Source organism: Lysinibacillus sp. GbtcB16 (assembly GCF_019091145.1).
In the GTDB taxonomy this organism is placed as follows: domain Bacteria; phylum Bacillota; class Bacilli; order Bacillales_A; family Planococcaceae; genus Lysinibacillus; species Lysinibacillus fusiformis.
In genome coordinates, this window is the sequence record NZ_JAGXJV010000006.1 from 98,141 (window position 1) to 111,818 (window position 13,678).

Genomic DNA, 13,678 nt, shown 5'->3' on the forward strand with positions numbered 1-13,678 from the left:
TGATCACCTCGATTTGAGTTCATCACTCAAATTCTTTATGTAATTAGAATATTCAGTAATTAATATATAAAAAATGACGAAGAAAGGGAAGAACCTTTCTCCGTTATATTTCAAGTCCACTTAAAAAACTACTTTGGCACAAGATAAACTATTCTGCACGTTTTTCAAATAGCTGAACGATTTCAATGATGACTTGTGTTGCCTTTTCCATTGTTTCAGCAGATACATATTCAAATTTACCATGCATATTTTCGCCACCAGCAAAAATATTTGGTGTTGGTAAGCCCATATAAGATAATTGTGAGCCGTCAGTACCACCGCGTATAGGTAGAGTAATTGGTGTAATATCTAATTTTTCCATAGCCTCACGAGCGATGTCCACAATTTCTTTTACAGGCTCGATTTTTTCGCCCATATTATAGTATTGATCCTCTATAGTAATGCTTAAAGCATTCTCACCAAATTGCGCTTGAATTTTGGCTGCAGCATCTTGCATTAACTGTTTTTTCTCTTCGAATTTTTGACGATCATGGTCACGAACGATATACGATAGCTCTGCATGCTCGATAGCCCCTTTAAAGCCCATTAAATGAATGAAACCTTCATAACCTTCAGTCTTTTCAGGAACCGCCTCTGTAGGCATTTCATTTTGGAAGGCAATAGCCATTGTAATGGCATTGACCATTTTATTTTTTGCAGATCCAGGATGGACACTTGTTCCTTTTGTGATTACCTTTACACCAGCAGCATTGAAGCTTTCGTATTGTAGCTCACCTAATGGTCCGCCATCCATTGTATAGGCATAGTCTGCTCCAAATGCAGCCACATCAAATTTATGTGGGCCACGGCCGATTTCCTCATCAGGTGTAAACGCCACGCGTAATTTACCATGCTTAATACTTGGGTTTTGGATAAGGTATTCCATAGCTGTTATAATTTCAGCAATACCAGCCTTATCATCTGCTCCTAACAATGTTGTACCATCTGTCGTAATAAGTGTTTGACCAATGTAATTTTGAAGCTCAGGGAAATCAGTTGGTGACATCACTAAGTTTTCATTTAGCTGAATATTTCCACCATCATAATTATCTAAGCGCTGCGGGTTAACATTTGTTCCCGTAAAATCCGTAGTTGTGTCCACATGTGCTAAAAAGCCGATAGTTGGAATGTCTTTGTCTGTATTTGCTTCTAGTGTCGCAAATAAATAGCCATTTTCATCTAATGTAATGTCTGTTAAGCCTACAGTAGCAAGTTCATCTTTCAAAACATGTAACAGATCAAATTGTTTTGGTGTAGAAGGAGTAGTTTCGCTTGTGAAATCTGATTGTGTATCAATTTTTGCATAACGTATTAATCGCTCAATTACTTGTTCTTTCATAAGTATGGCCCCCTAATGTGTATGTGTAATTATTGTAACACTTTACTTCGGATTTCGGAATATTGAAGAATACTTAAAGCTATGAGTAATTGGGCACTATAATAAGTCAGCATAATGACTTCATGGGAAAAAGCTAATGGCATTACAAATTTATTAATAGATAAATAGGAATCTGAGGCGATAAATAACAAAGCACCTATTGTTGCGAATTTAGAGCCAGTTTTAATTGCGGTCCATCCCATCGTTAAAATGACTGCAATATAGGCGATCACTGCAATAGCTAAAATTGTTTCACCAGTTTTGAAAACGGATCCTGCTATCCAAATGGCCATTCCTGCTCCGTACAGTAATAAGATTATTTTTGCCCATATTGGCACTTGTCGCTCGTTTGCAGATGAGAAGGCAAAAATATAAAAGATATGGCCGATTAGAAAACTAGTTAGCCCAATTAAAAACCATTGCAATGTATAGTCGCCAATCATACAAAATACTAGACCTGTAATAATCAATAATTGATATTTTTTTATATGTACTGGTTTCTGAATGGCCGCTAAAATAATCATCAACAACATCGGGATGACCTTAAAGATTAGTTGTAAGCTTTCTGGAATATGCGAAAAAAGAAAAATGTAATACAACCCAAATAAAATAATGAAAGCAATTAATAATTTTTTAAACACTATTTTCAGCTCCTTTTCTATTATGAAATTCTTTCTTTATGATAGAATTCCTTTATTTAACTAGGCAGCAAACATTTTTTATCTGATAGTGAAGAGCAGGGACTCATCTCTTTAAGTAACGAGTCGACAGGTAAAGCGAATCTAAACGACATTGAAATAAAGGATATGCAAAATAATACGTCCTTTGGATATTCCGGTGGTCCAACATTTTGATGGAGAAATTAAAATCACCACCAGATGTTAGAGACTTTAAAAAAGCCTGGACATAATAACGCCGACATGTAATTTAATATACCTTATGTATGAAACTTTTTTAGTATGTAACCGTAAATAAGAAGACAGAAAGCTTTGAGAGAGGATGAACCAAATGACTAAGCTACTAATAGCTTCTGCAGTCATTGCATTAATCGCGAGTGTGTTAGTAACACCGCTTATTACTAAGAAGCGAGAAGATGGAAAATCTAGAAAGGTGATTGGATACTTCTTTATTGGTGTCTTTGTGCTAGGGTTTTTAGCAACAGGAATCACATTGTATGTAACAAAAATTGACGTCAATTGGCTTGTTTTCTGGCCAGCTATTATTTTATTAACGTTAATTGGTGCAATGCTTGCAAGTGGCATTGAACGAAAAATAAAAGGTGTTTTATTTTTAGCGAGCCTAGGTGTTGCAGTCTATGTTCTATCAGCACCATTATGGAACGCGAATGAGAAATTTAAGTCTTCAGAAATGAAGGAAGAAGTGGAGCTAAAGCCGTTTGATGAGACACAGACACCTGCAAGTGTTCCACCAAAATTTGCTCGTAATAAAATGAAAAAGGCATTCGGGCAAGTACCGAATACAAGCTATTATGAATTAGGTCGTTTACAAATTCAAAAAGTAAAAGGTGAATATGTTTATATCGCACCGGTTGAATTTTCGGGATTCTTTAAATGGATGAATGGTGATACGACACCTGGTTACTTTATTATGAGTGCTACAGATTCAGCAGATAATCCCAAATTTATAAAAGAGGAAATGAAATATGTTCCTTCAGCCTATTTAAATACCAATTTAGAGCGTCATATTCGTTTGCAACATCCATTCCTTATATTCTACGGAGATGTACAACTTGAAGTAGATGATGAAGGGAAGCCTTATTATATTCGCTCATATGGTGAATTTATTTCTGGGCGTAATGGCTTTGATGTAAAAGGTATCGTCTTGGTCGATGCACTTACAGGGAAGTCAGAAGTGGTTAAGCTTGATGCTATACCTGAATTTATTGATGGTGCAGTTTCACCAGAGACTGTAAGCTTACAGAACAGTTATTTCGGTAATTATGTTCATGGTTTTTGGAACAGTATGTTTGGTAAGAAAGATGTAAAAATTCCTTCGGACGAAGGTACAGAATCGAATGTCAGTCCTATTTTTGATGAAAAAGGAGATATGTATTATTTCACCGATTTTACAAGTCCTAAAGAAGGCGTAGATTCCATGTTAGGTTATTCCTTAACGAATGCAAGAACAGGGGAAGCAACCTATTACACAGGTAATCTAGATTCAAGCTATATGGACTCACAGGGGAATTTGCAAATTATCGAAAAGAAATTTATCGAGAAAAAATGGGCTGGTGAAATGCCTGTATTATATAATTTTTATGGAGAAGCTAGCTGGCTGACAGCGGTGCTTGATTCAAATGGATTTTTACAAAACTATTTCATTGTTTCAGCAGCCAATCCTGAAATTTCTGTTTACGCTACTACTCCAAGGGAAGCTCTGAAGCTGTATAAAACTGCTTTAAGTCGTGGGGGAAATACGGTAGATGGTAGTTCAAATGCAGAAGAAAAACAGGCTAGCGGAAAAGTTGTCCGAGTTTACAAGGAACGACTTGGTGATTTTACGACGATTTCTTTCTTATTAAGCGATGGTGAAAATTACTTAGTAAGTGCCGAAACAGAACCTTTAGCTATTTATTTACAAGAGGGTGACGAGGTTATTATCAAATATGGTGAAACAGGAGAGCAATTCCTACCAGTCCGTTCTTTAATTATTAAAGGCTTACAATAAAAAAGTAAAAGACGATCTTGTTCGTATATCGAGATCGTCTTTTTTATGTTCCTTCGTTTTCAATAAAGCTGAGCATTTTTTCTCTATGGTTTATAAAGAGTGTTTTTGCATGATCGTTTAATGTGAAAGTGTCTTGTAAGTATCCTTTGAGCAATTTTTCCTCGTAGGCAAAAGACTGGTTGTCCTCATTTTCTAAAATATAGGATAGTAGAAGAGCATGTAATACTAACACTTCTAAATTTTGAGTATTAGTAATAAATTTTAAATTGAGGATAGAGGTATGAGCAACAAATTGATTAACATAATCTATCGCATATTTATAAACGGCTATATCTGTTTCAGGTTCAAGTCGTTTTCTTAGTTGAGTGCAAGCAGCATTTAGTTCTTCAATTTTTAAAAATAAACCTCTTACACTTCTCTTATGTTGTTGTTCTAAGGTACGAGCAAGATGTTTATTGATATAGGACATTGCTTGTATAACTCCCTTCGTAAATAAGTAATCATTTATTAATATGAATGGAATTGTTTGAAAATGGAAGAGTCTTTTCGTTTAATTTATTAATGTACTTAATAGATATATCGAGACATAATGACTATAGTTTATACAAATAGGTAACGAAATTATGAAAAAAATGGGGTTATTATCATTCGATAGTAACCCCATTTTAGAAAACGTTATTTATTTCCAGTTAAATCCTTTAGTAGCTAAAAACTCTTTTATATGAGGACGACGTTGCTCAATTAAAAAATCAGCCATTTGTTTTGTCCAATTATCGATTTTTCTGTTAGATGATCGACTATTATAATAGGCTTCCATTGTCTCATTATATGTTGATAAAAGTTCATCATACTTCTCGGCATTGTATTCATTTTCATGTAATACGGCAGACACAGGCAAACGTGGTTTTACCTCATTACGACGAACAGGTACGCCAATTGTTAGACCGAACAACGGGAAAACATGATCAGGTAAATTAAATAAATCGCTTATTTCTGAGGGGTTATTGCGCACTCCTCCAATATAGCAAATGCCATATCCCATTGATTCTGCTGCAATAACAAAGTTTTGTGCAAACAATGATACATCAGCAACTCCAACAAGGACATTTTCGGCTGAATCTGCCACGATATCTACTCCCTCTAACTTACCTGCCATTTGTAGCCGTTTGAAATCAACGCAAAAAACAAAGGCGCCACCAGAAGTTTCATACTGACGGGGATTCCCAGAGAGTAATCCTAATTTCTCTTTTTTGTCTGCATCTGTTACCCATATAACACTATAGGCTTGCACAAAATGTGACGTGGCAGCCATTTGGGCTGTTGCGATTAATTCTTCAATAATTTCTTTTGAAATCGGGTTTCCATCATAGATTCTTACTGAAGAATGGTTTCGTAATAATTCTTTAACCATTTGTCTACTCTCCTTTGTCACTTATATATCAAGAGCATAGCACGCTTTCCAATCAAAATCGATTAAAGAGGGGTAGATAATTATATTTAAATAGTGTGGGAATGTAGAAATTATCTCGAAAAGTTAAATATTTCATTTGATATAGATTAAATATTCTAAATAGTATAAAATTATATAATCGGCTGTTTATTTGGTTGTGCTACCAAAAATTAGATTATTCTTATGCAGAAGAGGAGTGGGGTTAGCTCTTTTAATTAAGGATAAAGCCTCCTGCATATCTATTTGAAGCGGAGGTAATTTTGATGACAGAGATAATGGAACCAAATACTAGTTGAACAAAAATAAAGTGGGATGGAGGAATAAGGAATGGAAGAAAAGTTAGCGAAAAAGCTTCGTCATGAGCAATTACGGGGCAAGGTTGTAACAGCAGAAGAAGCAGCATCTTGGATTAAGGATGGCATGGTATTAGGGATGAGCGGTTTCACTCGTGCTGGGGATGTAAAAGTTGTACCTCTTGCGCTTGTAGAGAAAGCTAAAAAAGAGAGCTTCCAGGTAGATATATATACAGGAGCATCTCTAGGCCCTGAGGTAGACCAATACCTAGCAGAGGCTGGCGTTATTCGCAAACGAGGACCTTTCCAGGCAGATGCTGGTATTCGTAATAAAATTAATAGTGGTGATATCACATTTGTGGATGCACATTTATCACATAATGCAGAGTTGGTTCGCCAAGGCATTATAGGACCTATTGATTTTGCAATTATTGAAGCGGCTGCTATTACAGAAGATGGCTTATTAATTCCTACAACTTCAGTTGGTAACTCTCCGATTTTTGTGCAAGAGGCAGATCAAATCATCATTGAATTAAACGTAGCACAACTTGATGCATTAGAAGGCGTACATGATATTTTCGTTCCTGCACAACAAGGGAAACGGGACCCAATCCCTTTACAAAATGTGTCTGATCGTCTCGGTACAATCGGTATTCCGTTAGATTTGGATAAAGTAAAAGGTATCGTAGTTTCTGATATTCTAGATGCGCCATCAACGATCGTTCCTGCTGATGAGGAAACAGATATTATGGCTAATCATCTGTTAAACTTCCTGCGTGAAGAGATTAAAGTTGGCCGTTTAACAACAAGCTTGCGTCCAATTCAATCTGGGGTTGGATCAGTGGCGAATGCAGTATTACTTGGTTTTAAAGATTCTGAGTTTGAGAACCTAGAAGTATTCTCAGAAGTACTTCAAGATGCAGTATTTGAATTAATCGATGCAGGAAAAGTGAGTTTTGCTTCTGCTACTTCCATTACCCTCTCTGAACAAGTAGGAAACCGCGTTTATGGGAATTTTGACAAGTATGCGGATAAATTAGTACTGCGTCCACAAGAAATTTCTAACCAACCAGAAATTATTCGTCGACTCGGCTTGATTTCAGTGAATACGGCATTAGAAGTTGATATTTACGGAAATGTTAATTCTACGCATGTTTCTGGCACTAAAATGATGAATGGTATCGGTGGATCGGGTGACTTTGCCCGTAATGCACGCTTAGGTATTTTTGTGACTAAATCCTATGCTAAGGGTGGGAATATTTCTAGCATTGTCCCAATGGTTTCGCATGTGGATCATACAGAGCATGATGTTGATGTTATCGTAACAGAGCAGGGAGTGGCTGATTTACGCGGGCTTGCTCCGAAAGAACGTGTAGGTCTAATTATTGATCATTGTGCACACCCTGATTATCGTGAGCAGCTATGGCAATATTTTAACGACGCTAATGAGGCAACTGGTGGACATCATACGCCGCATGATCTTGAAAAAGCGCTGTCATGGCATGTCAATTACGCAAAAAGTGGAACAATGAAAGACCCAGCTTTATCAAAATAGAATTCTAATAAAAAGGCCTTGAAGGACAGCTGCTCCCTCAAGGCCTTTTGTTGTATAAGTTTATCTATGACGATTAGCGTTTATAGTAGGCCAACCCATTTCCAATAAGTTGCAGAGAACAGTAAAATTAGGAGGAAGCCGAGAATCGTTAATGGGATACCTGATTTCAGGAAATCCTTTGTTGTAAATGCTCCTGTACCATAGGCAAGCATATTTTGTGGTGCACTAATTGGTAATAGGAAACCAAAGCTAATAACAAATTGTTGTACGATAACAAAGCCAACCTGATCAACATTTGCTGTTAATGTGGAAGCTAACACGATAAACACTGGTATAAGTGCAGAGGCTAAGCTTGTTGCACTAGCGAAACCTAAATGAATAAGAATATTAAATAATGTTACGATAGCAATCGTAGCAAGAATTGGCATAGTATCTAGACCGAGTGAACCAAAAAATTTATCTGATAACCATGATGCACCTTTTGTATTCAGCAAAATAGTTCCGAGCATAATACCTACTGCAAAGACAATGATTGTTCCCCAAGGGATATGAGGTTCAACTTCCTTCCATGAATAAACGCCTATTTTAGGCATTAGTAGTACAGCAATAGCGATAATTGTAACCGTCGTTGTATCAAATGGATGGAGCTTGCCTTCCGTTGCCCAGAAAAATAGTAAAACTAATGATGTAACGATCAATCGAATCTCAGGTGCTTTTAACGGCCCAAGCTCAGCCAACTGTTTCTTGATGACTTCTTTACCACCATCAATATTGCTCGTCTCAGGCTTAATAAGCGTAATCATAATGAAAAATAAGGCTACTGACATAATAATCGAGAATGGAGCAGCATAAAGTAACCAAGCACCCCATGATATATTCACATTAAATTGCTCTTGGATGAAATTCAAAGCAACCATATTTTGCGCTGCCGCAGTTTTAATACCGATATTCCAAATGGAGACGGCTTGTACAGAAGTAATAACAAGTAAAGCAGCAAGTCGACTATCACGTGGTAAACCGAATGCTGCGACCATGCCAAGAAGAATAGGGACCACTGCGCCAGCACGTGCAGTAGCTGAAGGAACAAAAAATGCAAGGGCAATTGAAACTAATATAGCACCGAAAACAATGGCTTTTGTTTTTGTTCCTACAAGCGAAAGAATCCAAAGAGCAAGTCGTTTATGCAAATTGGTAATTTGCATGGCTGCCGCTAGAAAAAGAGCTGCTGCTACTAGGGCCACGGCAGAGTTACTAAAACCACTTAATGATAGTTTTAAGGCGCTAGCAGTACCTAGTTGTGTTGTTGGATCATCCATAGATGGTGCAAGTCCTAGTAAAACTGTGACGAGTGCAATAATCATTGCAGAGCTAACAGGATATGAAACAGCCTCTGTTACCCACAGGATAACCGCGAAAGCTAAAATGGCTAAAGCGCGCTGTCCAGCTACAGGTAGATCACCGTTATTAGGTAAAAAAATAATGATAATTAATAAAGCAAAAGCCAACCCAATCCATAAAGGCTTTAAATTACGCTTCGTTGTTGTTTGTTTAGATGAAGACATATTTTCTCATCCCTTCTACGTCTACGTAAAATGACGGTTATTATCCATAACATCGGTCAGTATAATGTTTTTTTAAGATAAGAATTCGTCCGTTTATTGTATAGAATGAAAAGAAGCGGAATATGTCTGTTTTACAGCTTTAATAGTAATTAAAGAGATAATTTGTGGTCATAAAATATACAAATATCTCCTAAAAATATTATTTCTTTTTCTTGAAGGCAGAAGTAACTTTAGGCTCGGTTCCATTGATTAAACGTTGAATATTTTCAATGTGCAAAATAATAGCAATAGCAAAAAGTAGAATGGCAATAATGGTCGGGCCAAGCCCAGGAATCCATAAGTAAGTAGCGGTACAAAAAACGAGGTAAAATTCTAATACCCCAACAATTAAATAGTTCGTTGCAAAAGATAAAATAACAAATAGAATAAGTGCAAATAAACCAATCTTCCAATCAACCGCAAGTAAAATTCCAATGATAGAGGCAGTCCCTTTTCCACCATTGAAGCCCATATAAAAAGGGAAATTATGCCCCAAAATAACCCCTGCAGCTATCAAGTAGGTGAGGAGCCATGTTTGTTCTGCTGTTAAATGTGTTACATCTGTTAAATAAAAATGTGCACCGACAATGGCTACGACGCCTTTGCCAATATCGATAAGAGCTACTAAAACGCCATATTTCCAGCCGAGTGAAAGCGTAGCATTAGAGGCACCAGCATTGCCATGGCCAGCTTTTTTTAAATCAACCCCGGATAAAAATTGTGCCACCTTAGAGCCGTGAATACAGCCAATCAAATAGCCAACAACTAGAAAACAGATCACGGCTTTTACCATAAAAATACTCCTTTCAAATTTTTTTCTAAAATAGTGTATGCGTTCTTACTACGTAAAAGAGCAGACAGAAGTTTCGGAAAAAATAAAATTTAGATGTTGACAGAAAAAAACTCTATGCTTATACTTTGTAACAACGATGGAAATTGAATCTCATACTCTTATCAAGAGCGGCGGAGGGATAGGCCCTATGATGCCCGGCAACCAGTAGGTGATGAACTTACTAAGGTGCTAATTCCTACAGATTCTTACTTGGATCTGGCAGATAAGGGGAGGAAAACTTGCAACCGCAACCCTCTTCTTAGCTGAAGAGGGTTTTTGTTTTCTACAGAAAAATCCTCCTCATCTCCGGTACCATCGTAAAAAAATAACCAAATGGAGGTACACAATGACAAATTTTAAACCAGAAACACTGCTGTTACATGGCGGTCAAGAGCCAGACCCTGTGACGGGTTCTAGAACTGTTCCTGTTTACCGTTCAACTGCTTTCGTTTTTAAAGACACTGCTCATGCGCAACGTCTTTTTGCCTTAGAGGAAGCGGGGAACATTTACACGCGAATTACGAATCCGACAGTGGATGTTTTTGAAAAGCGTGTGGCTTTATTAGAAGGTGGAACGGCAGCAGTAGCACTTTCATCTGGTGCAGCAGCTATTGCATTTTCTATTTTAAATCTAGCTGGGGCAGGAGATGAAATTGTAGCAGCTAGTTCTTTATATGGTGGTACGTATAATTTATTCGCGAATACATTACCAAACTATGGCATTAAAACGATTTTTGTAGATGAAACAAACCCAGAGAATTTTAAGACTGCCATTACTGATAAAACAAAAGCTGTCTTCGCAGAAGTTTACGGTAATCCAAGCTTAAAGGTTTTAGATATTGAAGCTGTAGCTAAGATTGCACATGACAACAGCTTACCATTAATTATCGACAGTACATTTGCTTCTCCTTATGGGTCTACACCAATTGACTACGGTGCAGATGTGGTAGTTCACTCAGCAACGAAATGGATAGGTGGCCATGGGACAACTCTAGGTGGTGTTGTTGTAGACGCTGGTAAGTTTGATTGGACTAGTGGGCGATTCCCAGGCTTTACAGAGCCGGATGCTTCTTACCATGGTTTACGCTATGGAATCGATACAGCTTCTGCAGCCTTTGCTACAAAGCTGCGTGTACAGTTGTTACGTGATTTTGGACCTACATTAAGTGCAGATGCAGCTTTCAATCTTTTACAAGGTTTAGAGACGCTTCATTTGCGTATCCCTAAACACAATGAAAATGCTTTAGCTGTGGCAGAATATTTACGTAACTACCCATCTGTGGAGTATGTAAATTATAATGGCCTAGAAGATTTTCCAACACATGAGTTGGCGAAAAAGTATTTAAAAAATGGCTTCGGTTCAGTGCTTACATTTGGCATTAAAGGTGGACGTGAAGCAGGACGAAAGCTTATTGATCATGTAAAGCTGTTTTCACATGTAGCAAATGTAGGGGATGCCAAGTCGCTAATTATCCATCCAGCATCTACTACACACCAACAATTATCAGCAGATGAACTAATTCAAGCTGGCGTAACCGAATCGCTCATTCGCTTATCAATCGGTTTAGAGGCAGTGGAGGACATCATTGCAGATTTAGAGCAGGCTATTACTCAGGCAACAGCAACAACTGAGCAAACAGTAGAAGCTTAATATAGAATGACAGGCGAATGTTGTAGCGTTTACGTATTTTCTCATTCGAATAGCCTCATTTGGTATACGTCAAACGTTGCTACATTAACCAATTACCTCATCCGGTAATTATCAGAACCTTTTTAAAAACAATACCGAGTAATTTTATATGTATTATTGACTTTATTAAAACCTTGTTATATACTTGGAATTAAGTTAAATGTACGGAAAAACCTCGTTGAAAAGGTAAATGTTTTCATAAGTGATCCCCCCACTTTTGAATAGATAGGAGAGTAGTTACATAGCCAGTGGCTACTCTTCAAAAAAACTGATGATAAAGGAGTGTTTAAAATGGGTAATCTCTATAGTGCGCAAAACATTGCATCTTATCTAATTTATGAACTAAATGAAGGTCATGTATTTGTTAACAATCAATCCATTCAACACATCCTTACATTAGTGGAATGTAAATGGCAGCAAATTTTCGGTCATTCAGCGTATCAGGAACAGGTTTGCACAGATGATATTGGCTATACGATTAAGGAAGTTTATGAGGCATATGAGAAGTATGGTGTGAGCCACATCCAGCTTCCAGCAACAGAATTTTATTTGAAGTATGGTACATTTCAATTAGTGGAACGTACGTATGCAATACCAAATTTTACAGAAGAAGAAATTAGTGTTGTTCAACAAGCTTTAACACAATATCGTTTTCAATTGCTTTCAAAAGCGAGCTAAATAATCCCTCATATATTTAGGCTCATTCTCTGCTGCTACAGGGAATGAGCCTTTTTTATAGTAGTTTAATTATTTAGCTGGTTTATGGGTGTCTGAACATACATATATATAATAGAAGAAAGACATCATAATTTGAGAGTAAAGAGTCAATATTTGTTCAAATCTTATGGATAAACTAAAAAAACGTATAGTAAAAGGAATGAAACCGATTTCTTTTGCACGTCTAGGGAAAACAAATGTCCTTCCTAGAAAGATTTTTCTTGTGTAAAGTATATATATGCGTTACAATTTTCTTTAAGTTAAATTTCGAATTATTTGAATTTGTATATGTTCTAACATGTACTGAATATCAAAATTTATCCAAAATTAAGGGTTGGCTAAGGCCTGCGGTTGGTGTCAAATGATTTGGCACAACCCCACGGAGAGTTTGGCTTGATGAAACTGCGGAATGTAAGTTGGAGGGAATAATAAGAATGGCAACTATAAAGGCAGCGATTTTAGGATTTGGAACGGTAGGTCAAGGAATCTATCATATATTAAATGAAAAGCGGGAAGATCTTAAAAATAAATTAGGCATTGAATTGGAAGTAGCTAAAATTTTAGTAACAGATGCTAGCCGAGAACGTGTACCAGGCACAGCACATTTGATGACTACAAGCATGGATGATGTATTGGCAGAACCAGGCATGCAAGTAATATTTGAAGCCATTGTGAATGAAGAGCCTGCATATAGTTATTTAAAGAGAGCGGTAGAGCATAAATGTCATGTTATTACTGCCAACAAAGTCATGTTTGCAAAGCGTGGATTAGAGTTACAAGAACTTGCAAAAGCAAATGGTGTCTTTGTAGGCTTTGAGGCGACAACTGCTGGAGGAGTACCTGTTATTAAAACGATGAAAAATATATTACTTGTTAATGATGTTAGTCGTATACAAGGTGTTTTAAATGGTACTTGTAATTATATTTTAACTAAAATGCGAGCAGAGGGCTGGTCATTTGATACAGCTTTAAAAGAAGCGCAAAGTTTAGGCTACGCTGAGGCAGATTCGTATAATGATGTTTCTGGTCAGGATGCCTTTAAAAAGTTAATGATTTTAAGCGCCCTAGCATTTGGAGAACAACCTGATTGGGCGGATGTAGAAGTTATCGGCATAGATAGTATTTCAGCTTCGCAGGTCCATGAGGCATGTGAAAAGGGTTTACGTTACCGTCATGTAGCTGAAGTGGAAAAACTAGCTAATGGGAAAATTGTAGCAAAAGTTGGACCACAACTGGTTGATAAAGAACATCCACTTTATCCAGTCGATGATGTGTTCAATGCAGTTGCATTAGAAACAAATTATATTGGTACTTTAACCTTGGTAGGTCCTGGTGCTGGAATGTACCCAACAGCAAGTGTGATGGTAGAAGATTATGCTGAAATTATCGGGAAAAGGGCAGGGTTTGTTGTAACGATTTAATCATTATTATTTTA

Annotated in this window: 11 protein-coding genes and 1 riboswitch; of the genes, 5 read left to right on the top strand and 6 right to left on the bottom strand. The window is 37.1% G+C overall.

All coding sequences use genetic code 11. The features are described 5' to 3' along the window. Positions 1–148: 148 nt before the first annotated feature. Together pepT and KVT27_RS18530 are read right to left on the bottom strand one after the other, a co-directional pair. Positions 149–1,378, bottom strand: coding sequence for a peptidase T (pepT, locus tag KVT27_RS18525; RefSeq protein ID WP_036145420.1), 1,230 nt, complete (start codon positions 1,376–1,378; stop codon positions 149–151). Between the two features lie 29 nt (positions 1,379–1,407). Then, positions 1,408–2,058, bottom strand: coding sequence for a lysoplasmalogenase (locus KVT27_RS18530; RefSeq protein ID WP_036122671.1), 651 nt, complete (start codon positions 2,056–2,058; stop codon positions 1,408–1,410). 367 nt (positions 2,059–2,425) lie between these two features. On the opposite strand from KVT27_RS18530, the gene KVT27_RS18535 reads away from it, so the two are divergent. After that, on the top strand, positions 2,426–4,105 hold the full coding sequence (locus KVT27_RS18535; RefSeq protein ID WP_036122674.1) for a tripartite tricarboxylate transporter TctB family protein: 1,680 nt from the start codon (positions 2,426–2,428) through the stop codon (positions 4,103–4,105). Between the two features lie 43 nt (positions 4,106–4,148). Here KVT27_RS18535 and KVT27_RS18540 read toward each other — a convergent pair whose 3' ends face one another. Further along, on the bottom strand, positions 4,149–4,574 hold the full coding sequence (locus tag KVT27_RS18540) for a hypothetical protein (protein ID WP_036122677.1): 426 nt from the start codon (positions 4,572–4,574) through the stop codon (positions 4,149–4,151). A 210-nt stretch (positions 4,575–4,784) separates the two neighbouring features. Further along, positions 4,785–5,516, bottom strand: coding sequence for a class II chromate reductase ChrR (gene chrR / locus KVT27_RS18545; protein ID WP_036122680.1), 732 nt, complete (start codon positions 5,514–5,516; stop codon positions 4,785–4,787). Between the two features lie 366 nt (positions 5,517–5,882). Between chrR and KVT27_RS18550 the strand changes: the two genes are divergently transcribed. Further along, positions 5,883–7,403, top strand: a complete 1,521-nt coding sequence (locus KVT27_RS18550; RefSeq protein WP_036122682.1) for a succinyl-CoA:acetate CoA-transferase ScpC — start codon at positions 5,883–5,885, stop codon at positions 7,401–7,403. Positions 7,404–7,483: 80 nt separating this feature from the next. Here the strand turns inward: KVT27_RS18550 and KVT27_RS18555 are convergent, their stop codons facing one another. Both KVT27_RS18555 and KVT27_RS18560 read right to left on the bottom strand, forming a co-directional pair. Continuing rightward, on the bottom strand, positions 7,484–8,965 hold the full coding sequence (locus KVT27_RS18555; RefSeq protein ID WP_217581745.1) for a DASS family sodium-coupled anion symporter: 1,482 nt from the start codon (positions 8,963–8,965) through the stop codon (positions 7,484–7,486). A 199-nt stretch (positions 8,966–9,164) separates the two neighbouring features. Next, positions 9,165–9,797 carry a glycerol-3-phosphate acyltransferase gene (locus KVT27_RS18560; RefSeq protein WP_036122687.1) on the bottom strand — a complete coding sequence of 211 codons (633 nt, stop codon included), beginning with the start codon at positions 9,795–9,797 and terminating at the stop codon, positions 9,165–9,167. 155 nt (positions 9,798–9,952) lie between these two features. Continuing rightward, a riboswitch (SAM riboswitch) is annotated at positions 9,953–10,066 on the top strand. Between the two features lie 116 nt (positions 10,067–10,182). On the opposite strand from KVT27_RS18560, the gene KVT27_RS18565 reads away from it, so the two are divergent. The 3 genes from KVT27_RS18565 to KVT27_RS18575 all read left to right on the top strand — a co-directional run bounded on the left by KVT27_RS18565 (position 10,183) and on the right by KVT27_RS18575 (position 13,664). After that, entirely contained in the window at positions 10,183–11,487 is a 1,305-nt protein-coding gene (locus KVT27_RS18565; RefSeq protein ID WP_217581746.1) for an O-acetylhomoserine aminocarboxypropyltransferase/cysteine synthase family protein, read from the top strand. A gap of 330 nt (positions 11,488–11,817) precedes the next feature. Further along, complete coding sequence (locus KVT27_RS18570) at positions 11,818–12,204, top strand: hypothetical protein (RefSeq protein ID WP_217581747.1); 387 nt, start codon at positions 11,818–11,820, stop codon at positions 12,202–12,204. Positions 12,205–12,677: 473 nt separating this feature from the next. Then, positions 12,678–13,664, top strand: coding sequence for a homoserine dehydrogenase (locus KVT27_RS18575; protein WP_036122696.1), 987 nt, complete (start codon positions 12,678–12,680; stop codon positions 13,662–13,664). Positions 13,665–13,678: the final 14 nt, after the last annotated feature.

Coding starts and splice junctions, on each gene's coding strand:
- pepT (WP_036145420.1), bottom strand. CDS start 1,378: ATGAAAGAACAAGTAATTGAGCGATTAATACGTTATGCAAAAATTGAT.
- KVT27_RS18535 (WP_036122674.1), top strand. CDS start 2,426: ATGACTAAGCTACTAATAGCTTCTGCAGTCATTGCATTAATCGCGAGT.
- KVT27_RS18540 (WP_036122677.1), bottom strand. CDS start 4,574: ATGTCCTATATCAATAAACATCTTGCTCGTACCTTAGAACAACAACAT.
- chrR (WP_036122680.1), bottom strand. CDS start 5,516: ATGGTTAAAGAATTATTACGAAACCATTCTTCAGTAAGAATCTATGAT.
- KVT27_RS18550 (WP_036122682.1), top strand. CDS start 5,883: ATGGAAGAAAAGTTAGCGAAAAAGCTTCGTCATGAGCAATTACGGGGC.
- KVT27_RS18555 (WP_217581745.1), bottom strand. CDS start 8,965: ATGTCTTCATCTAAACAAACAACAACGAAGCGTAATTTAAAGCCTTTA.
- KVT27_RS18560 (WP_036122687.1), bottom strand. CDS start 9,797: ATGGTAAAAGCCGTGATCTGTTTTCTAGTTGTTGGCTATTTGATTGGC.
- KVT27_RS18565 (WP_217581746.1), top strand. CDS start 10,183: ATGACAAATTTTAAACCAGAAACACTGCTGTTACATGGCGGTCAAGAG.
- KVT27_RS18570 (WP_217581747.1), top strand. CDS start 11,818: ATGGGTAATCTCTATAGTGCGCAAAACATTGCATCTTATCTAATTTAT.
- KVT27_RS18575 (WP_036122696.1), top strand. CDS start 12,678: ATGGCAACTATAAAGGCAGCGATTTTAGGATTTGGAACGGTAGGTCAA.